General features: G+C 58.3%; 20 protein-coding genes and 1 riboswitch. Of the genes, 7 read left to right on the forward strand and 13 right to left on the reverse strand.

Going from position 1 to position 23,567, the window contains the following annotated elements:
* Positions 1-13: 13 nt before the first annotated feature.
* The 4 genes from KIK84_RS10780 to polA all read right to left on the reverse strand — a co-directional run bounded on the left by KIK84_RS10780 (position 14) and on the right by polA (position 6,308).
* Positions 14-592: a TMEM165/GDT1 family protein gene (locus KIK84_RS10780; protein WP_214123097.1), complete on the reverse strand. Its 579-nt coding sequence runs from the start codon at positions 590-592 to the stop codon at positions 14-16.
* 17 nt (positions 593-609) lie between these two features.
* Positions 610-781: riboswitch (yybP-ykoY riboswitch) on the reverse strand.
* A 2-nt stretch (positions 782-783) separates the two neighbouring features.
* On the reverse strand, positions 784-1,686 hold the full coding sequence (locus KIK84_RS10785) for a dienelactone hydrolase family protein (RefSeq protein WP_349815926.1): 903 nt from the start codon (positions 1,684-1,686) through the stop codon (positions 784-786).
* Positions 1,687-1,748: 62 nt separating this feature from the next.
* On the reverse strand, positions 1,749-3,344 hold the full coding sequence (locus KIK84_RS10790) for a methyl-accepting chemotaxis protein (RefSeq protein WP_214123099.1): 1,596 nt from the start codon (positions 3,342-3,344) through the stop codon (positions 1,749-1,751).
* 102 nt (positions 3,345-3,446) lie between these two features.
* Positions 3,447-6,308, reverse strand: a complete 2,862-nt coding sequence (gene polA / locus KIK84_RS10795) for a DNA polymerase I (RefSeq protein ID WP_214123100.1) — start codon at positions 6,306-6,308, stop codon at positions 3,447-3,449.
* A gap of 69 nt (positions 6,309-6,377) precedes the next feature.
* Here polA and KIK84_RS10800 point away from each other — a divergent pair, with 69 nt between their 5' ends.
* Positions 6,378-7,397, forward strand: coding sequence for a homoserine kinase (locus KIK84_RS10800; RefSeq protein ID WP_214123101.1), 1,020 nt, complete (start codon positions 6,378-6,380; stop codon positions 7,395-7,397).
* A complete protein-coding gene (locus tag KIK84_RS10805) occupies positions 7,394-8,158 on the forward strand; it encodes a BPSS1780 family membrane protein (RefSeq protein ID WP_214123102.1) in 765 nt (254 codons plus the stop codon). The genes KIK84_RS10800 and KIK84_RS10805 overlap by 4 nt, the downstream gene beginning before the upstream one ends.
* A 43-nt stretch (positions 8,159-8,201) precedes the next feature.
* On the opposite strand, the gene fabR is transcribed toward KIK84_RS10805, so the two are convergent.
* Positions 8,202-8,903, reverse strand: coding sequence for an HTH-type transcriptional repressor FabR (gene fabR / locus KIK84_RS10810; RefSeq protein ID WP_214123103.1), 702 nt, complete (start codon positions 8,901-8,903; stop codon positions 8,202-8,204).
* Between the two features lie 77 nt (positions 8,904-8,980).
* On the opposite strand from fabR, the gene KIK84_RS10815 reads away from it, so the two are divergent.
* Together KIK84_RS10815 and KIK84_RS10820 are read left to right on the forward strand one after the other, a co-directional pair.
* Positions 8,981-10,114, forward strand: coding sequence for a flavin reductase family protein (locus KIK84_RS10815; protein WP_214123104.1), 1,134 nt, complete (start codon positions 8,981-8,983; stop codon positions 10,112-10,114).
* Positions 10,115-10,127: 13 nt separating this feature from the next.
* Entirely contained in the window at positions 10,128-11,246 is a 1,119-nt protein-coding gene (locus KIK84_RS10820; protein ID WP_214123105.1) for a fatty acid desaturase family protein, read from the forward strand.
* A gap of 53 nt (positions 11,247-11,299) precedes the next feature.
* Here KIK84_RS10820 and KIK84_RS10825 read toward each other — a convergent pair whose 3' ends face one another.
* From KIK84_RS10825 to KIK84_RS10835, 3 genes are all read right to left on the reverse strand, one after another.
* Positions 11,300-13,273, reverse strand: coding sequence for a PhoX family protein (locus KIK84_RS10825; protein WP_214123106.1), 1,974 nt, complete (start codon positions 13,271-13,273; stop codon positions 11,300-11,302).
* A 103-nt stretch (positions 13,274-13,376) separates the two neighbouring features.
* Positions 13,377-15,596: a PhoX family protein gene (locus tag KIK84_RS10830; RefSeq protein ID WP_214123107.1), complete on the reverse strand. Its 2,220-nt coding sequence runs from the start codon at positions 15,594-15,596 to the stop codon at positions 13,377-13,379.
* Between the two features lie 69 nt (positions 15,597-15,665).
* A complete protein-coding gene (locus tag KIK84_RS10835; RefSeq protein ID WP_214123108.1) occupies positions 15,666-15,968 on the reverse strand; it encodes a hypothetical protein in 303 nt (100 codons plus the stop codon).
* A 12-nt stretch (positions 15,969-15,980) separates the two neighbouring features.
* Here KIK84_RS10835 and KIK84_RS10840 point away from each other — a divergent pair, with 12 nt between their 5' ends.
* Both KIK84_RS10840 and KIK84_RS10845 read left to right on the forward strand, forming a co-directional pair.
* Positions 15,981-16,259: a type II toxin-antitoxin system Phd/YefM family antitoxin gene (locus KIK84_RS10840; RefSeq protein WP_214123109.1), complete on the forward strand. Its 279-nt coding sequence runs from the start codon at positions 15,981-15,983 to the stop codon at positions 16,257-16,259.
* Positions 16,259-16,579, forward strand: a complete 321-nt coding sequence (locus tag KIK84_RS10845; protein WP_214123110.1) for a type II toxin-antitoxin system RelE/ParE family toxin — start codon at positions 16,259-16,261, stop codon at positions 16,577-16,579. Before KIK84_RS10840 ends, KIK84_RS10845 begins: the two co-directional genes overlap by 1 nt.
* Before the next feature lie 130 nt (positions 16,580-16,709).
* Here the strand turns inward: KIK84_RS10845 and KIK84_RS10850 are convergent, their stop codons facing one another.
* Both KIK84_RS10850 and KIK84_RS10855 read right to left on the reverse strand, forming a co-directional pair.
* On the reverse strand, positions 16,710-17,330 hold the full coding sequence (locus KIK84_RS10850) for a LysE family translocator (RefSeq protein ID WP_214123111.1): 621 nt from the start codon (positions 17,328-17,330) through the stop codon (positions 16,710-16,712).
* A gap of 12 nt (positions 17,331-17,342) precedes the next feature.
* Entirely contained in the window at positions 17,343-19,784 is a 2,442-nt protein-coding gene (locus tag KIK84_RS10855) for a UvrD-helicase domain-containing protein (RefSeq protein ID WP_214123112.1), read from the reverse strand.
* Between the two features lie 38 nt (positions 19,785-19,822).
* Between KIK84_RS10855 and KIK84_RS10860 the strand changes: the two genes are divergently transcribed.
* Positions 19,823-20,482 carry a YitT family protein gene (locus KIK84_RS10860; RefSeq protein WP_214123113.1) on the forward strand — a complete coding sequence of 220 codons (660 nt, stop codon included), beginning with the start codon at positions 19,823-19,825 and terminating at the stop codon, positions 20,480-20,482.
* A gap of 30 nt (positions 20,483-20,512) precedes the next feature.
* Here the strand turns inward: KIK84_RS10860 and KIK84_RS10865 are convergent, their stop codons facing one another.
* From KIK84_RS10865 to sixA, 3 genes are all read right to left on the reverse strand, one after another.
* Entirely contained in the window at positions 20,513-21,685 is a 1,173-nt protein-coding gene (locus tag KIK84_RS10865) for a pectate lyase family protein (protein ID WP_214123114.1), read from the reverse strand.
* Positions 21,686-21,813: 128 nt separating this feature from the next.
* A complete protein-coding gene (locus KIK84_RS10870) occupies positions 21,814-23,001 on the reverse strand; it encodes a pectate lyase family protein (RefSeq protein WP_214123115.1) in 1,188 nt (395 codons plus the stop codon).
* A 101-nt stretch (positions 23,002-23,102) separates the two neighbouring features.
* Positions 23,103-23,564: a phosphohistidine phosphatase SixA gene (gene sixA / locus KIK84_RS10875; RefSeq protein WP_214123116.1), complete on the reverse strand. Its 462-nt coding sequence runs from the start codon at positions 23,562-23,564 to the stop codon at positions 23,103-23,105.
* Positions 23,565-23,567: the final 3 nt, after the last annotated feature.

Consider the following 23,567-nt stretch of genomic DNA (forward strand, 5'->3'; position numbering starts at 1 on the left):
GTTTGCTAAAGCACTAAAACCCGAACGATTGACCCAAGCCCAGCAATGTAGCCACGCCCAACACGGCAAACAAGGCCGCGGCAATGGAGTGAACCAGTTTCATGGGAATGCGCTCGGCCAATTTGTCGCCCAAGAAAACGGCTGGCACATCCGCAATAAGCATGCCCAGCGTAGTACCGGCAATCACCCACAATGGGTTGGCAAAATGCGCGGCCATGGCCACAGTGGCAATTTGGGTTTTGTCACCCATCTCAGCCAAGAAAAAGGTCACAAAAGTCGCCCCAAAAACACCCAGTTTGTGGGCCACTTGGGTTTCTTCGTCTTCGATTTTGTCGGGTATCAACGTCCAAATGGCCATACCGATGAAGGACAAGCCCAAGATCCAACGCATCCAAAACGGCCCCAGCATGGCGGTGACCCAAGCGCCCACCGCACCGGCCAAGCCATGGTTGATGAGGGTAGCGGCCAATATGCCGGCCACGATAGGCCACGGCTTTTTGAACCGGGTGGCCAAAATGAAGGCGAGTAACTGGGTTTTGTCGCCCATCTCGGCCAAAGCCACCACACCGGTGGAGTACAGCAATGCTTCCATGATTGTTTTGAAAATAAAACGGGCCGGTAGAACGCAATTGACCAATAGCCCCCACCGGCCACGGGGAGGGGCGTATTGGTCAAAGGTCTTGCCAGGCTGGAGCTGCTTACGCCATGGTCTGCGGACCAAGTGTGTTGACGCAAGCCTCAAACAGAAGTGTTTGAGCGGCTACTCCCCAATGACGGGCGCGATCATAACTTGGTTTTGAACCACTGCAGTGCCCGCTGGAAACCGTTCTCTGCATCGGCCTTGCGGTAGCTAGCGCGGTAGTCGGCGTGGAAAGCATGGCCTGCATCGGGGTAGATGACGAATTCGCTGGCCTTGGCCGCTGCATTGCCCTTCTGGGCTGCGGCTTGCAAAGCGGCTTTCATTTCGTCCACCGTGGACAAGGCAATACCGCCGTCTTTGCCACCGTACAAGCCCAGCACCGGGCCTTTGAGTTCGCCAGCCAACTGCACTGGGTGCTTGGGCGTCATCTCTGAGGATGCGCCCACCAAGCGACCATACCAAGCCACACCGGCTTTGATTTGCGGGTTGTGGGCGCTGTAGAGCCACGTGATGCGGCCACCCCAGCAAAACCCGGTGATGGCGAGTTTTTTCACATCGCCCTCGTTCTCAGCGGCCCACTGCACCACAGCATCCAAATCTTGCATGACTTGGGCATCTGGCACCTTGGAGACGATATCGGCCATCAGTTTGCCCATATCGGTGTAAGTGGTGGCATCGCCTTGGCGGGAAAACAAATCGGGGGCAATGGCCAAATAACCCGCTTTGGCAAAACGGCGGCAGGTGTCGGCTATGTAGGCGTGAACACCAAAAATCTCGTGCACCACCAAGACTATCGGCAAGTTGCTCTTATTGGCTGGTCGAGCAAAGTAAAAAGGCACAGTTTGGCCTTCTACGTCCACCACCTTTTCGCCTGTTTCCAGGCCTTCTTCCGAGGTGGTGATGGCCGTTTGTGCAATAGCCGACACGTGGGCTGCTGCGTAAGTGGCCCCCAAAGCGACTTTGAGCGCCGTCCGGCGGCTGGCACCTTGCTCGGTGCTACGGCCTGGCAATTGCGATTCGATCTCTTGTTTCAACAAATCAAGCACATGCGTCTCCTCTGAATGGATTGGAAAGCGCACATGCTGCCACAGGGCCATGGCCCTGTGAATCAGCGGGTTACCCGTAGTGCGGCGTACTGCGGCAGGGTTGGTGCTGCCGATGTTTGCACACTGAAGACCGATACCACTTCGCGCAATTTGTCAGCTTGCTCGCGCAAACTCATGGAGGTGGCAGCACTTTGCTCCACCAGTGCGGCGTTTTGCTGTGTCAGCTGATCGAGCTCGGCCAAAGCCGTGTTCACATCGCCAATGTCATGGCTTTGGGTACCTGTCATGGTGCTGATTTCGCCCATCACATGCACCACCTGTTGCACGGCCTGCACGATTTCATTCATGGTTTGGCCTGCTGAATTCACCAATTCAGAGCCTGATTGGACTTTTTCCACCGAATTGTTGATAAGGCCCTTGATCTCGCGGGCGGCCTCGGCGCTTCGTCCCGCCAAGGAACGCACTTCGCTGGCTACCACCGCAAAGCCACGGCCTTGCTCACCGGCACGGGCAGCTTCCACAGCGGCGTTCAGGGCCAAGATATTGGTTTGGAACGCGATGCCGTCAATCACGCTGATGATGTCGGCAATCTTCTTGCTGCTGGTGTCTATCTCTTGCATAGTGCTGACCACTTGCGAGACCACCTGCCCGCCGCGCTGGGCCACACTGCTGGCGCGTTGCACCAAGTCGCTGGCCTGCACGGCACTGCCGGCGCTGTGCTGCACCGAATCGGTGATGTTGCGCAAATTGGAGGCCGATACCTGCAAACTGCCTGAAGCCCGTTCGGTGCGCTGGGCCAGATCGTTGTTGCCAGCGGCGATTTCGCCAATCGAGACCGCCATGTTGTCGGCGCTGGCGCGCACCTGCGCCACCATGTCCGACAAAGCCCCCGTCATATTGCGCAAGCTGTGCAGCAGTTGGGCAAACTCGTCGTTGCCTTCGACGCGGATTTCGGTTTGCAAATCCCCTTGAGCAATGCGTGCAGCCACTTTGTTGGCAAAGTCCATCGGCTGGCGAATAGAGCGCACAAAGCTGGCAATGGCCACTACGGTCAGCCCAATCAAGGCCAGCATGGCCACTGTGACGATGGTGATGGAGCGACTGCGCCCCTTTTCAATTTCTTGATCGGCTTGGGTCAACACTGATTTTTCGTAAGTCAACACCGCTTTTTGGGCCGCCAAATACGCATCCATGGCTGGCAAATACTGGGTATCTACGATTTGCTTGCTTTGCGCGGCATCGCCAGCAGCTTTGGCATCGCGGGCTTTTTCGCGTGCGGCAATCATGGCCTTGCGGGTATCGGCGACCTTGGCCATGAGACTTTTACTCTCTGCATCCAATTGCAAAGCCTCCATCTGCTTTTGCAACTCCGAAATTTTGGCCGTGGTTTTGGCAATCGGCTCTTTGAAAGCAGCAGCCACGGCTGGATCAGAAGCTATCAGGGAAGCTTGGGTGCGTGCTGCATTGCTCAAAGTCAGGCCATTCCATTCGATGGCCATTTGCACCAAATCCTCAGCGACAACCTCTTTGGCGCGCGTCTTCTCCATCACGCTATCGAGATACCACTGCCCTGCTATACCCACACCGCCCAAAGTCACAGCAATGCCCAAACCGAAACCCCACAGTTTGGAAATCACGGGAATATTTCGCCATTGCATACACGCTCCTCGTTTACGGAAACAGTTTAGAACTACCGTCTCCTTTTAACCGAGGAATACCGAATACAAAAGGTAAAAAAACCTTGCAAAACCATTCCAGCTTCAGTGCGCCGCTTCCCAGTTGGGGCCCAGCCCCAACTCGGCCACCAGCGGCACGGCCAATGTGGCGGCGTTGGCCATGAGGCGCGGCACCTCCTGCTTGACCCAATCCACCTCGGCCAGCGGCACTTCCAGCACCAGTTCATCGTGCACCTGCATGATGATGCGTGTGGCTTGGCCCTGCGCATCGAGCGCCTGCTGCACTGCCACCATGGCCAGTTTGATGATGTCCGCCGCCGTGCCCTGCATGGGCGCATTGATGGCGGCACGCTCGGCCCCAGCGCGACGTGGGCCGTTGGGGGATTTGATCTCGGGCAGGTACAAGCGGCGGCCAAACACGGTCTCCACATAGCCTTGGGCGCGGGCCAGCTCACGGGTTTGCTCCATGTAGAGCTTCACGCCGGGGTAGCGCTCAAAGTAACGCTCGATGAAGTTCTTGGCCGCCGTGTTGTCTATGCCCAAACTCTTGGCCAAGCCATACGCGCTCATGCCATAGATAAGGCCAAAGTTAATCGTCTTGGCATAGCGGCGCTGCTCGTTGCTCACCTGGTCTATGGCCACGCCAAACACTTCCGACGCGGTAGCGCGGTGCACGTCGTGCCCGTCTTGGAAAGCGCGCTGCAAGGCCGCATCACCACTCAGGTGGGCCATGATGCGCAGTTCGATCTGGCTGTAGTCGGCACTGGCAATGACGCAGCCCTCGGGGGCCACAAAAGCCTCGCGTACGCGGCGGCCTTCCGCGGTGCGGATCGGGATGTTCTGCAGGTTGGGATCATTGCTGGAGAGTCGCCCGGTAACAGCCACCGCCTGCGCGTAGTGGGTGTGCACACGGCCCGTGCGGGGCAGGGCCAGTGCGGCCAATTTGTCGGTATACGTGCCTTTGAGCTTGGACAGGCCCCGGTGCTCCAGGATGCGGGCGGGCAGCGGGTAGTCTTCGGCCAGCTTTTCCAGCACCTCCTCGTCAGTGCTGGGCGCGCCAGTGGCGGTTTTCTTCACCACGGGCAAGCCCAGTTTGGTGAAGAAAATCTCGCCAATCTGCTTGGGGCTAGCCAGGTTGAACGCTTGCCCTGCTAGCTGGTGCGCTTCGGTCTCCAACTCCATGATGCGCGCACCCAGTAGCTGGCTTTGGCGGGCCAACACCCCGGCATCCACGCGCACGCCGTTGCGCTCCACGCGGTACAGGGCTTCGCTGCTGGCGATTTCCAGCTCGTAAATAAAGCGCAGCTTGGCGTTTTGCTCTATGCGCGGCCACAGCGTCAGGTGCACGTCCAGCGTTTGGTCGGCGTCTTCGCAGGCGTATTCGGCCACGCGCTCCACTTCCACTTGGTCTATGGTGAGCTGCTTGGCACCCTTGCCACACAGGTCTTCAAAGCTGATGCCGGTGCGCCCCACGTGGCGCTCGGCCAAGCTGGTCAGGTTGTGCGGGCGGTGCACTTCCAGCACGTAGCTTTGCAGCATGGTGTCGTGCACATAGCCGCGCACCTCGATGCCATGGTTGGCCAACACATGGCGGTCGTACTTCACGTTCTGACCCAGCTTGGGGCGGCTGGCATCTTCCAGCCAGGGCTTGAGCAGGGCCAGCACCTCGTCACGCGGCAGTTGCTCGGGCGCGCCGGGATAGCTGTGCGCCAGCGGGATGTAGTAGGCCACGCCGGGCTGGGTGCTGAAAGACATGCCCACGATCTCGGCCCGCATTTCATCCAGATTGTTGGTTTCGGTGTCCAGCGCCACCAGCTCGGCCGTTTGCAGGGTTTGCAGCAAAGCCTCTAATGGAGCGCGCTCCAGCACAGTGTGGTACTGGCGGGTGCTGGCGTGGCTGGCGGCTGGAAGTGCGTCCTGAACCTCGTCAGCCTGGGCAGCCGGGGCAAACAAATCCCCGGTTCCGCCTGCGCCGCTGGTTTTGGCTGTGCGGGCAGGCTTGTCAGCGGCAGCGCCACCCAGCACAGCCTTGGCCAAGGACTTAAAACCGTAGCGCTGGTAAAAATCAGCCAATTGCTCTGTAGAGCTTGTGGATATTGCTGTGGCCGCTATCGATTCCATAGCAGGCCAAGCGGGTATCCACTGCGCCAAGTCGCAGTCGGTGCGGATGCGCAGCAGCTCACGCCCGGTGGGCAACCACTCCAGCGCCTTGCGCAGGTTCTCGCCCGCCACGCCTTTGATGGCGGCAGCGTTCTCCACCACGCCTTGCAGCGAGCCGTATTCCTGCAGCCACTTGGCAGCGGTTTTGGGGCCCACCTTTTCCACGCCGGGCACGTTGTCCACGGCGTCGCCCACCAGCGTCTGGTAGTCCAGCATCAGGCGGGCGGGCACGCCAAACTCGGCCTCCACGCCAGCCAAGTCGCGGCACTTGCCATTCATGGTGTCCACGATGCTGATGCGCTCGGTCACCAACTGGGCCAGGTCTTTGTCACCACTGCTGATGAGCACGTTCATGCCCTGGCGCTCGCCCTCCACCGCCAGCGTGCCAATGACGTCATCGGCCTCGACGCCGGGCACATCCAGCACCGCCCAGCCGAGCAACTTGACCACTTGGTGGATGGGCTCGATTTGTGCGCGCAAGTCGTCGGGCATGGGCGAGCGGTGGGCTTTGTACTCGGGGTACAACTCGTCGCGAAAGGTGGGGCCTTTGGCATCGAACACGCAGGCCACGTAGTCGGCGTGCACGTCTTTGCGCAGGCTTTGCAGCATGTTGATCATGCCGCGAATGGCCCCCGTGGGTGGGCTGCTGGGGTCGCTGGGGTCGGCCCGCAAATCGGGCATGGCGTGGAAGGCGCGGTACAGGTAGCTGGAGCCATCGACCAGCAGCAAGGTCTTGGGCTTGTCGCTGGGCAAAGTCACGGTGTCGGGATTCAGGGCATCGGTCATGGGGGGATTGTGCCTGCTGTACTGTGCGTTGCTGCGCGGGGCCCCCAGCAAGCCCCCTACAATTCGGGCATGGCCGTCTACACCGAGGTCTCCCAAGCGGAGGCCAGCAAACTTCTCTCCTCGCTGCAACTGGGCACCCTCATTTCTATGGAAGGGTGCATGGGCGGCATAGAAAACACCAACTACTTCGTCACCACCGACCAAGCACCCTATGTGCTGACGGTGTTTGAGCGCTTGGGCTTTGAGCAATTGCCCTTTTACCTGCGCCTGATGAAGCACCTAGCGCTGCACGGCATTCCCGTGCCCGACCCGGCTGCTGACAGCGATGGCGACGTGCTGCACACACTGCAAGGCAAACCCGCTGCCGTGGTGAACCGCCTGCGCGGCAAGAGCGAACTGGCCCCCAGCGCAGAGCACTGCGCCCAAGTGGGCGCCATGCTGGCCCGCATGCACTTGGCAGGCCAGAGCTTTGGCATGGAGCAGCCCAATTTGCGGGGCCTGTCGTGGTGGAATGAAACCATTCCCGTAGTGCTGCCGCACCTGACGGCCGAGCAAGCCCAACTCATCAGCGCCGAGTTGGCTTACCAAAACCATGTAGCCGCCAGCAGCGACTACACCGCCCTGCCCCGTGGCCCCATCCACGCCGACCTGTTCCGCGACAACGTGATGTTCGAGACCGTGGACGGCCAGCCTACGCTGAGCGGCTTCTTTGACTTTTACTTTGCTGGCGTGGACACTTGTTTGTTCGACTTGGCCGTGTGCCTGAATGACTGGTGCATAGACCTGCCCACGGGTATGACCGACCTGCCACGCAGCCAAGCCTTTGTGCACGCCTACGAGAGCGTGCGCCCTCTCACAGCAGCCGAACGCCGCCTGCTGCCCGCCATGCTGCGCGCCGGAGCCTTGCGTTTTTGGACATCACGCCTGTGGGACTGGTTTTTGCCACGCGAAGCCTCCATGCTCAAGCCCCATGACCCCACCCACTTCGAGCGCGTACTGCGCCACCGCAGCCAGCAACCACTGACCATGGATGCACTGGCAACCACGACCACACAGGCAACAGCCACCCCTAGCGAGACCACTGTATGAAGCTGCACACACTCCCCGCCAGTACCGGCTGGCAATGGGTGCGCGCCGGACTGCGCACCTTCTGGCGCCAGCCTTTGGCCATGAGCGGGTTGTTCTTTCTCATGATGCTCTTGCTCAGCTTTATTGGCGCTATTCCTTATGTGGGTACGCTGCTGGCGCTGACCTTGTTCCCAGCCGCCACGCTGGGCTTTATGGTGGCTTCTGAGCAAGCGCAACACAGCAAATTCCCCTTACCCACCGTGCTGATAAGCGCTTTTCGTGCTGGCCCCGAGCGCATGCGCAACATGGCCAAACTGGGATTTTTGTATGCAGGCTGCTTGCTTGTGGCGATGCTGCTTTCCAGCATCATCGACGGGGGTACCTTTGCCAAACTCTATCTGCATGGCGGCGACATCAGCCCTGAAGCAGTAGCCCGCCCGGAATTCATGTGGGCTGGCCTAGTGGCCTTGGGGCTGTATTTCGTGCTGTCGGCGGTTTTTTGGCACGCCCCCGCACTGGTGTACTGGCACAACCTGTCCCCCATCAAGAGCTTGGTATTTAGCTTCATGGGTTGCTGGCACAACTGGCGTGCTTATTTGGTGTACGCACTGTGCTGGGCGGGTTTGAGCATGGGTGTGACGCTCACAGTGGCCACGCTGACGTCCTTGACAGGCAATGACCAAATCGTCATCACCGCCTTGGTGCCAACCACCTTGCTGCTGGCGAGCATGTATTTCTGCTCGTTCTACACCACGTTTGTAGAAACCTTTGACCCAAGCTAAAGAGCGCTTGTTTGTGCAAGCCAAGGCCTAGGGACCTAGGGGCCTAGATCTTGGCGGAGCGCTCCTCACTGGCAGGCTCATTGTCGTCGGGGTCACCACCATCGACCAAGTGCTGGGCCCCAACCAAAATCATGCGCACCATCACCACCAGCTGCTCGGTGACACCGGGCCACTTATCACGTGGCAAATCCACTGTGCTGGCCCCCATGGCAAACACCAAGCGCGTGATGGCTTTGGCTGCCAAAGCCGGCTCATAGAGCGCGTTGTCACCCGCTAGCCGAATCAAGTCCAGCCGCAATTCATCTTCAAAATAGTTCAACTGGCGATCCACCGCTTGCTTGAACGCATCAGACCCCACCATGCCCTCGCGCAGCAAGATGTGCAGCAGCTTGTCATCGCTGCTGAGCTGCTGCATGAAAATTTCCAGCGAATTGCGCACCACGCTGCCATGGCCCCGCGCCCGCTGGCGCGCCGTACCAATGATTTGCCGCAGCGAGGCACCTGCCATGTCGATGAGTGCCACCGCCAGCTCATCCATATCGCGGAACTGGCGATAAAAACTGTTAGGCGCAATGCCCGCTTCGCGCGCCACTTCGCGCAGGCTCAGCGACGACACACTGCGGTGCGGCCCCAAGAGCGACAAGGCCGCAGCAATCACGTCTTCGCGCGAAATCACGGGCTTGCGCCCCACCCCATTGCTGGGGCTGCTGGCGGCGACATTCGGTGGGGTGGAAGAGGTATCCATGGTTTTAGTAAGGTTGACCCAATAATACCCAAAGAAATAAAATACACTTGTGCATATATCTGTACTAATGCCTGTTCATGAATTCTGTCAGTCTCTCCGCCAAGCCACGTCGCACCCGTCCATCATGGTGGATGCGCAAGGCCTTGCCGTGGCTACACGCCGCTGTTGACCCCTCCACCGCCGACTTCTGGCTGCAACGCATCAACCCCACTTGGAGTTGGCAGCGCAGTCTGGCCCGCATCGTTTCCATCAGCCACCCCGCGCAGGGCTATGTGTCAGTGGTGTTGCGACCCAACAAGCACTTTCGCGGCTTCAAAGCCGGGCAACACACCAACCTGAGTGCCATCATCCATGGTCGGCGCATCACACGCAGCTACAGCTTTACCCAGCCCCCCGGTGCCGATGGCCTATTGCACCTGACCGTGCGCCACGTAGAAGGCGGCGTGCTCAGCAGCCATCTGTGCCAACACGCCCGCGTGGGCGATGTGCTGGAACTCTCACGCCCCTTTGGCAACATGCGCTTGGCCGCTGATGCACAGCGCCACCTACTGCTGGCGGCGGGCAGCGGCATCACGCCACTGGCCGCCCTGCTGCGCGAGTGGGCCAAGCAGCCCGCATCGGCCCGCACTGCCCCACTGACGCTGGTGTATTGGGCCCGCACCCAAGCCGAGTTGTGCTTTGCCGCTGAATTCCAAGCCCTAGCGGCCAGCCAGCCGCTGTTCCAGTTCGTACCCGTGCTCACCCACGAGGCCAACGGTCAAGCCTGCGCCGAGCACAACCAGCTCAGCCCCGAGTTACTGACCAGCTTGGGCGTGAACACAGAAGACGCCGATGTGCGCACCTGCGGCCCTTCAGGCTTTGTGCAGGCCGTGCACAGCGTGTGCAGCAAGACCCGCAGCGTGGAGGCTGAAGGCTTTACGCCCCCGGTAGTGCAAGCCGATGCCCAAGGCCCGGCCAGTGTGCAAGTGGAACTGCGCCGCAGCCGCAAAAAGCTGGAACTGTCCACCAACCTGTCTCTGCTGGAAGCGCTGGAGCAGGCAGGCCTGCAGCCCAAACACGGTTGCCGCATGGGGGTATGCCACACCTGTGTGTGTGTGCGCCACGACGGCACCACCCAGAACCTGCACGACGGCAGCTTGGATGCCGAAATGGGCCGCGAAGTGCGCCTGTGCGTAAGCCGTGCCCGCACCGACCTGACATTGGATTTGTGAGAGAACAAGCGATATGAGCCGCATGCGAAAAATTACCCCCCTGACCCTGCCTGATGAGCAACTGGAACGCTTTGGTGCCGAACTAGACACCCTGCGCCAAACCACCCAAGCCAAGCTGGGCGAAGTTGACGCGCGCTACATCCGCCGTATTTTTGCCACCGTGCGTTACACCGAACTGGCTGGCCGCTTGGCACTGATGGTGTGCTTCTTCCTGCCCGCCGCTTGGGTCTGGCCCGTGGGCATAGCGGGCACGCTGGTGCTGGCTTTGTCCAAAATTTTGGACAACATGGAACTGGGCCACAACGTCATCCACGGCCAATACGACTGGATGGGCGACCCCTACCTGAACAGCCAAGCGTTCGAGTGGGACATCGTCGGCACTTCGGACAACTGGCGCAAAACCCACAACTTCCGCCACCACACGTACACCAACATCCATGGTCTGGACGATGACTTGGGCTACGGCGTACTGCGCCTGTTCCCCGAGCAGAAGTGGCACCCCGCCATGCTGCTGCAGCCGCTGTACGCGCTGATCTTCGCGCTGCTGTTCCAGTGGGGCGTGGCGATTCAAGACATGCGCTTGGGCCGCATTTTCAAGGGCCGCACCACATGGCGTGCTGTAGCCAAACAGCAGCGCGCCGCAGGGCTGAAAGTGCGCCGCCAGTTGATCAAAGACTATGTGGTGTTCCCGCTGCTGGCAGGCCCCGGTTTTCTGGCTGTGATGCTGGGCAACTTGGTGGCCAACGGCCTGCGCAATTTGTGGACCTACACCGTCATCTTCTGCGGCCACTTCACCACCGATGTGGTGACCTACCCCAAGAGCGTGCTCAAGACGGAAACCAAGGCCAGCTGGTATTTGCGCCAGATTCAAAGCTCTAGCAACCTATCCGGCGGGCGCGTGCTGCACATCCTCACAGGCAACCTGAGCCACCAGATCGAGCACCACCTGTTCCCCGATATTCCGGCCAACCGCTACGCCAGCATAGCCCCCGTGGTGCGCGACATTTGCCGCCGCTACGGCATCCACTACAACACGGGTTCTATGGTGCGCCAGTTTGGGCAAGTGCTGTGGCGCATCCTGCGCTACTCCTTCCCCAGCCGCGTGCCCAAGCAGCGTGTGGCGACGGCTTGAGCGCAGCCAATAAAAAAGGGAGCCATCGGCTCCCTTTTTTGCTTGCTGGGGTATCAGCCCAACTTCACGGCGCTGGGCTTGGCAGTGATGTAGCCCACTGCTGCGCCAAAGCGGTCTTTGTAGTTGGCGCGTACCAGCGGGTCGAGCTGGGCCTTCACCTTGTCGTGCAGCTTGGGCAGCCAGTCGCCCACGTGCTGGAAGTTGCTGGTGATGTACATCCAGCCGTTCAGGTCATCCACTACGCCCAGGCCAGTGGACTCGGCACCCACGGGCATGCTGGCCACGCGGCTAAGCTTGCCCGTGTCTACGTTGTAGGCCCACAGGCAGTTGTTGACGTGCTGGCTGCTGTCTTCGCCGATGAACAGGGTGCGCAGCTTTTCGGAGAACTTCAGGTTGTCGGGGTTGGCCACCATGTCGGGGTTGGCCAAGTTGCCCAGTTCGTCTTGGGCAATGTCTTCACCACGGAACAGCACGTTGCTGTACGCAGGCACCCACTCGCTGTTGATGGCAGCGCCGCTGGTGTCTTTTTGGCCGCCAGCCAGTTGGTGCTTGAGCACGCCACCGGCAATGAGCGGTTTGGCAAACGCGATGCGGCTTTGCTCATTCCAGCCTTTGCCGCCCTTGACCATGGAGTCCTGCATGTTTTGCAGTGCGGAGTAAGCCACTTTGTCTTTGATGTTGAGCGTGGTGCCTTCCATCTTGGTAAAGCCCATGCTGCCACCCTTGAGGTAGGCGTAGCGGTGGGTTTCCAAGAAAGCGGCGGCCTTTTCCATGCCGGGCTTGACCTTGACCCAGTTGGCCACACCGCCGTAAAAGACCTTGGTGAAGCTGGCGTCCATGGGGTCGGTCTTGCGCACGTCCATGATGTCGCTGGGCTTGAGCGTGTTGGCCATCTTCTCGATCTCGTCGCTGGTGGCGTGGCCCAGCTTGATCCAGCTGAGCAACAGGCTCTCGCCCTTGGGGTCTGGGGCGGTGAAGTCGGTTTCCAGCTTGGCCACGTACAGGGTGCCAGAGGAGAGGGTTTTCTCTTTGTCGGCCACGAACATGAAGAAGCCGCCGTTGGTCGCATCGTCACCCATGATGGCGGTGCGGTTGTCGGGCATCACCTGAATCAGCTCGTGCGAAATACGGCCCATGCAGTAGTGCTTGACCAAGGTGCCTGTGCCGTCAGGGTTAACCGTCACTTCGGGCAAGTGGCCGTAGTGGTAGGGGTTGGCAATGGATTCGTCGCCAAACACGTTCTTGCTGTAGGCCTTGAAGTGCTTGGTGTCAGCAATGAACTGGGCATCGGGCTCGTACTCTTCGCTGGACAGGTGGGTGCCCCATGGCGACAGGCTGGAGCCGCAGGTGATCCACAGACCGTTGGCTTGCGAGGTGTCCACGTTGTGGTACTTCACCAGCGTCAGCTTGCCGGTGGCGGGGTCTTGGTCCAATGTCAGCACGGCGATGGGCGATGGCAGGCGGCCATACATGTCTTCACCCGCTTGGTTGGTGTTGGTGTACTCAAACTGCACCACGGCAAACACGGCGTTGCCCTTCACACCGGGCACCTTGGCGGTTTGGCCTGCGGGCAGCTTCAAGAGGGATGTGCCATCGGGACAGTCCGAGAAGAAATGGCGCTCTTTGCCGGGAACCGACTTGTCAAAAATAGGGCGGCCCAGAATATCCACATAGCCACCGGCCAGCACAGTGCCGCCCTTGCCATCGGGCACCAAATCGCCCGTGATGAAGAAAGGCTCGTGCGAGAGCTGGTAGCTGCGCTTGCTGCCGTCTTGCAGCATCACATCCAGCGTGGAACCCACGGTCACGGTGGTCATGGCTGCAGGGTTGCTCAGGTTGGGCATGGGGAAAGTGCTGAAGCTGGCCGATGCAAACGGCGCATTGGACGCAGCACCGCCTGTGGTGGCACAGCCGCTCAAACAACTTCCAGCAAATACACCACCCGCCAAAGGCAGCATCGGTGCTGAAGCAAAAATCTGCAGCACCTTGCGGCGCGAGGTGACAGGGGTGCTGGTGGAATGTGTCATATTCACTTTCTCCTAAATTGCAGTCATGAAAGATGGCTGCATGCTAGGCAGTGAATATGACAACTACATGTCTATTGCACGACAAGAAAAAATCAAACGGAATTTAGCTGCCGATCACGCCACCATCTTTCTTGGTGATAACGATGGTGGCGGAGCGTGGACGTTTGCCCGCGCCATAACCGGCATTAGCAGGCCACTGGCTGGTGTATTTGGCAGGGTTACCAACTTCAGCCATAGGCGTGTTCTCCCCTGGGTGCTGAATGTTGATAAACATCGCCTTGCCATCTGGGGTTTCGCACAAACCGGTGATTTCGCAATCCACAGGCCCGACCAAAAAGCGCTTGAGAATATCGGGCGACTGTGATTTACCGACATACGTATCCACGCGTTTTTCGCTGCCATCAGGGCGCTTGTAGCGCAGGGTTTTCTTGCTGCCATCGCCCACTTTGCCCGGGATACCCGCTAACAGCATGCAGTTGGTCTTGTCGGTATAAGCGCTGTCATCCGTCTGAATCCAGCACACACCTGTTGCCGCACTGAAAGCCAAACCATCAGGAGCGGACATGTCGTTTTCGTCCGTCAGATTGGACAGGTTGACTGTGCTTTTGTCTGCATCAGCCTCGGCGGCAAACAGGTAAATGTCCCACTTGAATGCGGTGTCAGCAGGGTTGGCTTGGGCCACACGAATGATGTGACCATTGACGTTGCCTTTGCTTTCCTTGCCGTTTTTCATGTCACTGTACACGCGGGGGTTGGCGGCATCAGCCCCCATGTCACCATCAACCGTACGGTTGCTATTGTTGGTGAGAGACATATAAAAGTCACCCGTGCGCGGGTTCACACCACCCCATTCAGGACGATCCATCTTCGTTGCGCTCACGGCATCAGCAGCCAGACGGGTGAATATGGCGATATCGGCATCTGATTTGAATTCAAAGTCAGGATTGGCTGCGACGATGGGGTTATTCATCGACAGCTCAATCCATTGACCTGTTCCATCATCTTTGAAACTGGCTACATAGAGGGTGCCCTTGTCGAGGTATTTGTCACCCACTGCCAAGCGATTGCTGGCATTAGCATCAGCGGGATTCCACTTGGCTGCAGACACAAACTTGTACATGTATTCACCACGGGAATCATCACCCATGTAGGCAACGATAGGCTGCCCGGCAACTGGTTTGGCAAAGCTGACACTCTCGTGGGCAAAACGACCCAAGCCAGTGCGCTTGCGAACCAACTGGCTGCCATCGTAGGCATCCATCTCAACCACATAGCCAAAGGTATTCATTTCATTGCGGTAGTCAGCACGGGAACTGGCCGCCACAGCGCCGTTGTTCCAGCGAACATATTTATCTTCGCTACCAGCACTTTCCCAGCCATGGCGACTGGCTGCACCTGCCGGACGACCATAACGTATCAGGGCAGCGACTTGCTTGTCTTTCTTGCCACGGCGTTCATCGTCTTTGGCATCGCGGTGGAAGTAACCAAACCAGTTTTCTTCACCAGAAACAAAGGTTCCCCATGGGGTTTTTCCTGTTCCGCAATTGTTCAAAGTGCCACGGGCACGCGTTGCATCAGGACTGAACTTGGTTATCAAGTACTCAGATCCTTTTGCGGGCCCTGAAATCATCACTTCTGTAGTCGGGGTGATGCGACGGTTATAGCGAGAGGCTTGCAAGTAGCTCCAGCCTCCTGCTGTGGCCTGTACCTCCACCACCGACAAACCATGGATGGACAACTCCTTGTCAACCTCTGCTGCAGGGCGTGGCAATGTGCTGGTGCCACCATTGGCGTGGATGAAGAATGAACTGAGCTTTTGATCGGTAGTCGCTTCGTGATTCACAGCCAGCAAACCACGCTTTGTGCCATTGGCAGAGGGTTGGCCATTGGCATCCAAGCCAAAGTATTCCATCCCATCGTGGTGATCACCAGCGCGCCAGTCCCAATCGGTGTCCGTACCGTCGTTCTTAAAAGGTGTAACACCGGGCTTCAAGGGGTCGCCCAATGCATAAATAACCTGCACGTCATAGCCCGCGGGCACGATGACCTTGTCAGCCAAACTTTTGGGAACTGCGGCAAAACCCAAAGTGTCCAGTACGCCGCTCGCAGCGGCTGCGCCACCAGCACCAGCAGTGCTTGCCGTAGCACAACCAGACAGGGCACCAGCACCCAGCAAAGTCGTGGCGGCAGCCCCCATGCCTCCCAGCAGCAAGCCACGGCGCTTGAGCCGAGCGGACATGATCTGATCAATATGGGGGTTGTTGGTCTTATTCGAATCTTCGTTATTGAAAATATCGCGGGTAGAAGGAGTCTTGTCGGTCATAGCCTTGCCTCAGATGAAAAAACCTGCGTAATCTGAGACAACCGTATTACAGAAACATGACACAAACCCCTATGAAATTAACGTAATTGGCACAAGAAGACCACGCGGCCACAAAAAATCATCCTCTACTCGGTGCCCGGCAAAGAAGGCTTGTACCGCAAGCTGGGGTTTGGACAACTGCGCACTGGCATGGCGATTTTTCAGGATGCGCAGGCAGCGATTGCGGCGGGTATTTGGCAGCGGACTGAAGCCGTCTACTGGCGCTAAACGCACGCCCCTTGGCCCGGCCTGCATAGATAGGATAGACATTCGACTTTGGCATACTGGCTTGATCTCACCCAAATTTGGCACTAAATTCAGACCGATCAACATTCAGGGGGGCTTATGCCGTCTGCGGCCAATATCAAATCCATCTCTTACTTGAAAAGCCATGCGGCCCAGATTTCCGAAGACTTGGAAATGAATGGCACGCCTTTCTTCATTACCCAAAATGGCGAAGCCAGCATGGTGATTGAAAGCGTCAAGTCCTTCCAGGAAAAAGAAGCACTCATCGCGGCCCTCAAAATCATCGCTCTGGGGGAAAAAGACCGCTTGCAAGGCCAAGGCATATCGGTTGCCGATTCACGGGCGCAACTGGCAGCAGCGCGCCAACGCCGCAAGTAATGACCGTCATCCTCCTCCCCGCTGCACAAGACGATTTGCTCGCGCTTCAGGAGTACATGCTCGACAAGTGGAGCGAAGCAGAGTGGCTCACGGCGGAAAACGACATATTCGACAAGCTGGCACTGGTTGACACAGGTCTTTTGACTTGCGCCCCCGTCCAAGAGCTGGCTTCGGTAGGTATCGTGGAGTACCAACACCTCTTCACGTCACACCACAAGCTGGTCTACCGACGTATCGATGGGAATGTATACGTGTACCTCATTGCTTCGCAGCGGCAAGACTTCCCAACGCTCTTGATGAGACGTCTTTTGAAAGCTTGAGACCCAATTGGCGGTGAGCTCACAATCTTTACCAGCGCAGGCATTGCCAAGCGCACCAAACCGCAGAAAATGAAACCCGCTCCCTGTATCGAAGTCTGCGGTGGTTTGCACGGCGGATATCTCCTTCGGCCTATTTGATCAATAAAAGCCGAATCCCCATCCCACCCAAGAGAACAGAGGCAAACCGATCTATGTAGCGCTTGGCACTCAAATAGGACAACTTTGACCGCTGCGACGACAGCGCATACGCAACAAAGCAGTACCAGCCAGCCTCCATAGTGAAAACACAGATAGGCAAGATGAGTACGAGTCCCAGCGGAGGATTAGCTGGGATGAATGTACCGAATAGCACCCCGTACTGAATGGCGGCTTTTGGGTTAGTGAGCATTACCCCAAGCGCCACAGTGAAATGACGATATGGTGTGCGCGGAACAACTGCATCAGCGTCTAGCGCTACCGTCTTGGAGGCAGCAAGCCAAAGTTTTATGGCGAGATAAACCAAATAGGCCGCACCAGCCAGTTTGATCGCCAAGTACGCTCGTGGGAATTGCTGCAGAACGGCTTGAAGCCCGAGCAACACGAATATGCAAAGGATAGTTGCCCCAAGCGCCATACCGAATGCAGAAAATACTGCCGCTTTGCGCGACTGACTTACTGCCGTTTGAGCAACGAGCAAAAAGCTCGGCCCAGGGCTGATAACCCCAACAATCAAGACGGCAAGGATAGTGACCAGCGAGGCAATGGTTTCCATGTTGTATTCCTATCACTCCACCGGCGTCAACTTCGCCACCGACAGCGCCAGCCACTTGGTGCCGTGGCGGGGGAAGTGCACTTGGGCGCGGGCGTCGTCGCCACTGCCTTCCAGCGTAACCACCTGGCCTTCGCCAAACTTGGTGTGGAACACCTTTTGGCCTTTGCGCAGGCCGTGGGCGGGGGCCTCTTTGCGGGGCACTTCGACCTGCCGTTCGCGTTCGTAGCCACGCTCCTGACCGCCTGCTGCACTGCGCGGGTAGGAGCCCGCCCAGCTGGACTGCCCGTACTGGCCCGATGCGCCTTGCCAGCCCCCTGAACCGCCACCGCCCCCATAGCCACCCACGTTGGCCATGGGCAGGCCGGCCTTGGGTGTGAGCCAGCGCAGGCATTCTTCGGGCAGTTCGTCAAAGAAGCGGCTTTTTACGCCATAGCGCGTCTGGCCGTGCAGCATGCGTGTTTGCGAGTGCGTCAGGTACAGGCGCTTGCGGGCGCGGGTGATGGCCACGTACATGAGGCGGCGCTCTTCCTCCAGCGACTCGCGGTCGGACTGGGAGTTTTCGTGCGGGAACAAGCCCTCCTCCAGCCCGGTGATGAACACGCAGTCAAACTCCAACCCCTTGGCGGCGTGCACGGTCATGAGCTGCACGGCGTCTTGCCCGGCAGCGGCCATGTTGTCGCCGGACTCCAGCGCAGCATGGGTCAAGAAGGCTTGCAAGGGCGAGAGGGTCTCTCCCGTTTCTTCCAGCTCGCTGCCTGCCTCGGCGTTGGCGTTGGCGACGCCAGCGGCAGTAGCGGCTAGCGCGGCAGCAGGCGTGGTAGGCTTGGGTGCGGGGCGCTCGGTGCCGGGCGCGTCGCGGCCAAAGCCTTCGAGCATGACAAAGCTTTCGGCGGCGTTGACCAATTCCTGCAAGTTTTCGATGCGGTCTTGGCCTTCTTTTTCGGTGCGGTAGTGTTCTACCAAACCGCTGTGCTCCAGCATCAGCAGCACGATTTCCTTGAGCGTTTGGCCCGCGGTGCGCTCGCGCAGCACGTCCATCTTGGCCACAAAGCCCGCCACCACGGCACCAGCGCGGCCTGTGAGGGTGCTCACCGCGTCGTGCAGCGAGCAGCCGCTGGCGCGGGCCAGATCTTGCAGCTGCTCGATGCTGCGCGCCCCAATGCCGCGGGCCGGAAAGTTCACCACGCGCAAAAAGCTGGTGTCGTCGTGCGGGTTCTCCAACAGGCGCAGGTAGGCCAGCGCGCTCTTGATTTCGGCCCGCTCAAAAAAGCGCAGCCCGCCGTACACGCGGTAGGGCAGCGCGGCGTTGAACAGCGCGGTTTCCAGCACTCGGCTCTGCGCGTTGGAGCGGTACAAAATGGCCACCTCGTGCAGGGGCACGTCGTCGCGGCGCAGTTGCTTGACTTCATCGACCAGCCACTGCGCTTCGGCCAAGTCGGTAGGCGCTTGGTACACCCGCACCGGCTCGCCTGCACCTTGGGTGGTGCGCAGGTTTTTGCCCAAGCGCTTGCTGTTGTGGCTAATGAGCGCGTTGGCGCTGTCCAGAATATTGCTGTAGCTGCGGTAGTTCTGCTCCAGCTTGATCTGGTGCTGCACGCCGAACTCGCGCACGAAGTCGCTCATATTGCCCACGCGGGCGCCGCGAAAGGCGTAAATGCTCTGGTCGTCGTCGCCCACGGCCAGTACCGCGCCACCTTCGTAGGGAATGCCGGGGCCACCCAAGCCGCACAGCATCTTGAGCCAAGCGTATTGCAGCTTGTTGGTGTCCTGAAACTCGTCAATGAGGATGTGCCGAAAGCGCCGCTGGTAGTGCTGGCGTATCTCGGGGTGGTCGCGCAGCAGCTCGTAGGAGCGCAGCATCAGCTCGCCAAAGTCCACCACGCCTTCGCGCTGGCATTGCTCTTCGTAGAGCTGGTAAATCTCGACTTTCTTGCGCGTGTCGGGGTCGCGCACGGGCACGTCTTTGGGGCGCATGCCTTCTTCTTTGCAGTTGGCAATGAAGTAGCTCAGTTCCTTGGGTGGAAAGTGTTCGTCGTCTATCTGGTACTGCTTGCACAGGCGCTTGATGGCGCTCAAGCTGTCTTGCGTATCCAGAATTTGGAAGGCTTGGGGCAAACCCGCCATTTGGTAGTGGGCGCGCAAAAAGCGGTTGCACAGGCCGTGGAAGGTGCCTATCCACATGGCGCGGGCATTGATGGGCAGCATGGCCGACAAACGGGTGAGCATTTCCTTGGCGGCCTTGTTGGTAAAGGTCACGGCCAATATGCCGCCCGGTGATACCAGCCCCTGCTGCAACAGCCATGCAATGCGGGTGGTCAGCACCCGCGTTTTGCCAGAACCCGCGCCCGCCAAAATAAGCGCATGCTCAGCAGGCAAAGTGACTGCGGCCAATTGCTCGGCATTGAGGTTTTGCAATAAAGGCGGCAGTGGAGAGGCTGAATGGTTGTGGTGCATCCAAGGATTGTAGAAAGCTTCCTGTAGAGTTCTGGCCCATGACTGACACAAGTACCCCCCCTGCTCCCTCTGCCGCACCCAGCGCAGCCCCTGCTACACCACCAACCGCTCCGCCCCACTCCACCATTGAGGACGTGCTGGCTCTGTTACTGGGCACCATCATTGTGTCCTTTGGGGCCAACTTGCTCAAGCAAGCAGGTGATGTGACAGGCGGCATGGCCGGCTTGGCCTTTGTGCTGCACTACGCCCTGCACTGGCCCTTTGGCGTGGTGTTCTTCTGCCTGAACCTGCCGTTTTACTACTTGGCGTTCAAACGCATGGGGTGGGCGTTTGTTATCAAAACCTTCAGTGCGATTGTCTTGTTCTCGGTGTTCACCGAAGTGCACCCGCATTTCTTCAGTATCAACACACTCAACCCCATTTATGCCGCCGTACTGGCCAACTGCATGCTGGGGGTGGGCTTTTTGATTCTGTTTCGCCACCGCTCCAGCATGGGGGGCTTTAGCATCTTGGCCCTGTACCTGCAGGATCGCTACCACGTGCGCGCCGGCAAGATCATGATGGGTTTTGACGTGGCCGTGATCGCCACCTCCTTCTGGGTGGTAGCCATGCCCGTGTGGCTGGCATCCATTGCCGGGGCGGTGATTTTGAACATCATCATCGCCATGAACCACCGCGCTGACCGCTACCGCGCCTGATAGTGCCCCTGCAACGCAGGGGCAACGGATTTAGGAGCAAGACAAGGTTGCCAAGTTCTTGCCCGCCCCCACCACCGATGGCAAGCCCGACTTCACGCATGCCGGCGTATTGGGCGTGTAGGTGTAGGCAATGGTCTTGGGAAAGGTCGCCGTGGTGGCCCAGTCCGTGGCGTTTTTCAGGCAATCCCCACTGCAGCTACCCCATGTAATGCTGTAAGTGCTGAACTGCGAAGCACTGGTGATGTTGTTGTTGCGCAGTTCCCAGTAGCCCACGGTGTCACTGTCGCGGGATGTGATGGGGTTGACCGAGTTCTCAAAATAATTGGACTCAACCAAAGCGTAGCCGCCCAAACGCACATTGATGCCCGACACGTTGAGCTGGCTGTACAAGTTGTTGTAGAGGTGCGTGTAGCCTCCGCGCTGCAAAGGGGTGCGCGAGCCCACGTTCTTGTAGTAGTTGTGGTGGAAGGTGACGTAGCGGTCGGTGATGTCGGTTTCGCTAGAACCCATCAACCCCACTTTGTGGTGGTCGTGGATGTAGTTGTACGAGTAGGTGATGTGGTGTGCACCTGCTTTGTTGTCCACCAAGCCGTCAAACTCCAAATCGCCCGCGCCTGAGCACTCGGTCATGGAGCTGAACAGGGTGTTGTGGTCTATCCAGATATAGGCTGGGTATTTACTCGACTGGCCTTCTATGCCAATGGCATCAATAGAACCAGGCAACAAACCAATGGTCATGTTGCGGATGATGATGTTTTCTGAAGCCTGCTTGATTGCCAAGCCGAAATTGGCCGCCGATCCGTTGCTACCTTGGATAGTGATGTGGCTTTTGTTTTTGATTTCCACAATATCGCCAGCGGGTAGCTGCCACTGGGTGCAAGGGTCAGGAATGGTAGAGAAATCAAAAGTCCCGTTGTAAATGATGACCAAACCGCCAGTGCCGCTGTAGTTGTTGATGGCGGTTTGCATGGCTGCAGCGGTGCTAACCGTGACAGTAGTAGCAGGGGAATTGCCACCGCCAGTGACACCACCAGAGCGCACATCAGCATAGCCACCCGAATCACCTGTTACTTGGGTGCTGGGCTCAGAAGAGCCTGAACCGGAGCCAGATCCAGAGCCACCGGAACCCCCGCCCCCACCGCCGCAGGCGATAAGGGCTAGGGTTAACACTGTGTGTGCAACAGTTTTCGCAAACTTGGACATAGCAGTTCACCTTCTATCGTATTTGTTAACAAATATGCTGCATTTGCGAAGAAACCCATGGTTTCCTCGCGCAATGCCGATAGAGGGCAAATGCGATGCCAGCTTGCTAGCTGGCTAAATCACGGTGTTCAAGAACAAGACAAGGTGGCCAAGTTTTTGCCTGCACCCACCACGGCTGGCAAACCCGATTTCACGCACGCAGGCGTATTGGGCGTGTAGCTGTACGGAATGGTCTTGGGGAAGCTGGCAGTCGTCGCCCAGTCAGACGCGTTCTTCACGCAATCGCCAGTGCAGGTATCCCATGTGATGCCATAGGTGCTGAACTGTGAAGCATTGGTGATGTTGTTGTTGCGCAGCTCCCAATAACCTTGGTTCGTGCTGTCGCGCGAGGTGATCGGGTTGTACGAGTTCTCGAAGTAGTTGGATTCAATCAAGGCGTAACCACCCTGGCGCACGTTGATACCGGACACAGTGAGCTGACTGTACAAATTGTTGTACATATGGGTATAGCCACCACGCTGCAGCGGAATGCGTGAACCAACGTTTTTGTAGTAGTTGTGGTGGAAGGTCACATAGCGATCGGTAATGTCCGATTCGGTGTACCCCATCAAACCCACTTTGTGGTGGTCGTGGATGTAGTTGTACGAATAGGTGATGTGGTGTGCGCCTTTTTTGCTGTCAATCAGGCCGTCAAACTCCAAGTCCCCAGCGCCAGAGCACTCGGTCATGGAGCTAAACAGGGTGTTGTGGTCAATCCAAATATAGCCAGGTACTTTGCCCGCCTGACCCTCGATGCCCAAGGCATCGATCTTGCCGGGCAACAAGCCGATGGTCATGTTGCGAACGATGATGTTTTCTGAACCGGACTTGATGGCCAAGCCAAAGTTAGCACCCGAACCATTGGCTCCCAAGATGGTGATGTTGCTTTTGTTTTTGATTTCCACAATATCACCGGCTGGCAATTTCCACTGGGTGCAGGGATCGGTGATTTTGCTGAAGTCGAACGTGCCAGCGTAGTTAATAAGCAAGCCACCCGTACCACTGTATGCATCGATAGCCGATTGCATAGCAGAAGCAGTACTTACCGTTACCGTTGTCAATGGGCTGCTACCAGCTCCCGTCACGCCGTCAGAGCGTACATCGGCGTAGCCACCCGTCGTAGTGGTGGTGGTGGCCGCAGCCGTTGCCATAACTGAAGCGGTAGTACCGCTGGTTCCTGAGCCATTGCTGGCAACCCCTCCATCCCCTCCTCCACAAGCCAGCAGCAGCATGGCTGCGCTGGATACAAGGGCTGTTTTTGCTGTGATCCATTTCATTTGCGTGTCTCCTATATGGTTTGGCATCCACAGGATTTGTATGCAAACTTAAAGTTTTGATACAAATACCGTGTGGCACACGCATTTTGAGTGACGGATAACTAAAGCAGTTCTGGGGTTTGCACCGTTAGCACTAACGTTGTTGCTTGGCCATCACGCTCACGGTGGCGCAGCCACCAGATAGAGCCTTTGCGCACACTGCATTCAGCCGCTTGCAGCCCCAGCAGTTGCGACACTACGCGGCCCAGTGTGGGTTGGTGTCCCACCACCACCACCGTGCCACGGGCATGGGGCCACTGAACCAGCTCTAACAATTCCTCAGCCGTACCCAAGGGCGCCAAAGCGGGCACTGTCTTGGTTTTGCGATCCAATGCCCGGGCTGTTTGCTGCGCACGGGTGGCCGGACTAACAAGAATACGTGCGCCTTCGGGCAGTTGCCTGTCCAACCAAGCAGCCATACGGGCTGCTTGCTTCTCTCCTTTGGGAGTGAGGTAACGGACAAAATCATCCCCGACCAGCTCTACATCCACCGCTTCAGCGTGACGCCACAAAATCAAGTCCATAGC

It is taken from the genome of Curvibacter sp. CHRR-16, assembly GCF_018474005.1.
Classification (GTDB): Bacteria; Pseudomonadota; Gammaproteobacteria; order Burkholderiales; family Burkholderiaceae_C; genus Allorhodoferax.

Coding starts and splice junctions, on each gene's coding strand:
- KIK84_RS10780 (WP_214123097.1), bottom strand. CDS start 592: ATGGAAGCATTGCTGTACTCCACCGGTGTGGTGGCTTTGGCCGAGATG.
- KIK84_RS10790 (WP_214123099.1), bottom strand. CDS start 3,344: ATGCAATGGCGAAATATTCCCGTGATTTCCAAACTGTGGGGTTTCGGT.
- polA (WP_214123100.1), bottom strand. CDS start 6,308: ATGACCGATGCCCTGAATCCCGACACCGTGACTTTGCCCAGCGACAAG.
- KIK84_RS10800 (WP_214123101.1), top strand. CDS start 6,378: ATGGCCGTCTACACCGAGGTCTCCCAAGCGGAGGCCAGCAAACTTCTC.
- KIK84_RS10805 (WP_214123102.1), top strand. CDS start 7,394: ATGAAGCTGCACACACTCCCCGCCAGTACCGGCTGGCAATGGGTGCGC.
- fabR (WP_214123103.1), bottom strand. CDS start 8,903: ATGGATACCTCTTCCACCCCACCGAATGTCGCCGCCAGCAGCCCCAGC.
- KIK84_RS10815 (WP_214123104.1), top strand. CDS start 8,981: ATGAATTCTGTCAGTCTCTCCGCCAAGCCACGTCGCACCCGTCCATCA.
- KIK84_RS10820 (WP_214123105.1), top strand. CDS start 10,128: ATGAGCCGCATGCGAAAAATTACCCCCCTGACCCTGCCTGATGAGCAA.
- KIK84_RS10825 (WP_214123106.1), bottom strand. CDS start 13,273: ATGACACATTCCACCAGCACCCCTGTCACCTCGCGCCGCAAGGTGCTG.
- KIK84_RS10830 (WP_214123107.1), bottom strand. CDS start 15,596: ATGACCGACAAGACTCCTTCTACCCGCGATATTTTCAATAACGAAGAT.
- KIK84_RS10835 (WP_214123108.1), bottom strand. CDS start 15,968: ATGTTGATCGGTCTGAATTTAGTGCCAAATTTGGGTGAGATCAAGCCA.
- KIK84_RS10840 (WP_214123109.1), top strand. CDS start 15,981: ATGCCGTCTGCGGCCAATATCAAATCCATCTCTTACTTGAAAAGCCAT.
- KIK84_RS10845 (WP_214123110.1), top strand. CDS start 16,259: ATGACCGTCATCCTCCTCCCCGCTGCACAAGACGATTTGCTCGCGCTT.
- KIK84_RS10850 (WP_214123111.1), bottom strand. CDS start 17,330: ATGGAAACCATTGCCTCGCTGGTCACTATCCTTGCCGTCTTGATTGTT.
- KIK84_RS10855 (WP_214123112.1), bottom strand. CDS start 19,784: ATGCACCACAACCATTCAGCCTCTCCACTGCCGCCTTTATTGCAAAAC.
- KIK84_RS10860 (WP_214123113.1), top strand. CDS start 19,823: ATGACTGACACAAGTACCCCCCCTGCTCCCTCTGCCGCACCCAGCGCA.
- KIK84_RS10865 (WP_214123114.1), bottom strand. CDS start 21,685: ATGTCCAAGTTTGCGAAAACTGTTGCACACACAGTGTTAACCCTAGCC.
- KIK84_RS10870 (WP_214123115.1), bottom strand. CDS start 23,001: ATGAAATGGATCACAGCAAAAACAGCCCTTGTATCCAGCGCAGCCATG.
- sixA (WP_214123116.1), bottom strand. CDS start 23,564: ATGGACTTGATTTTGTGGCGTCACGCTGAAGCGGTGGATGTAGAGCTG.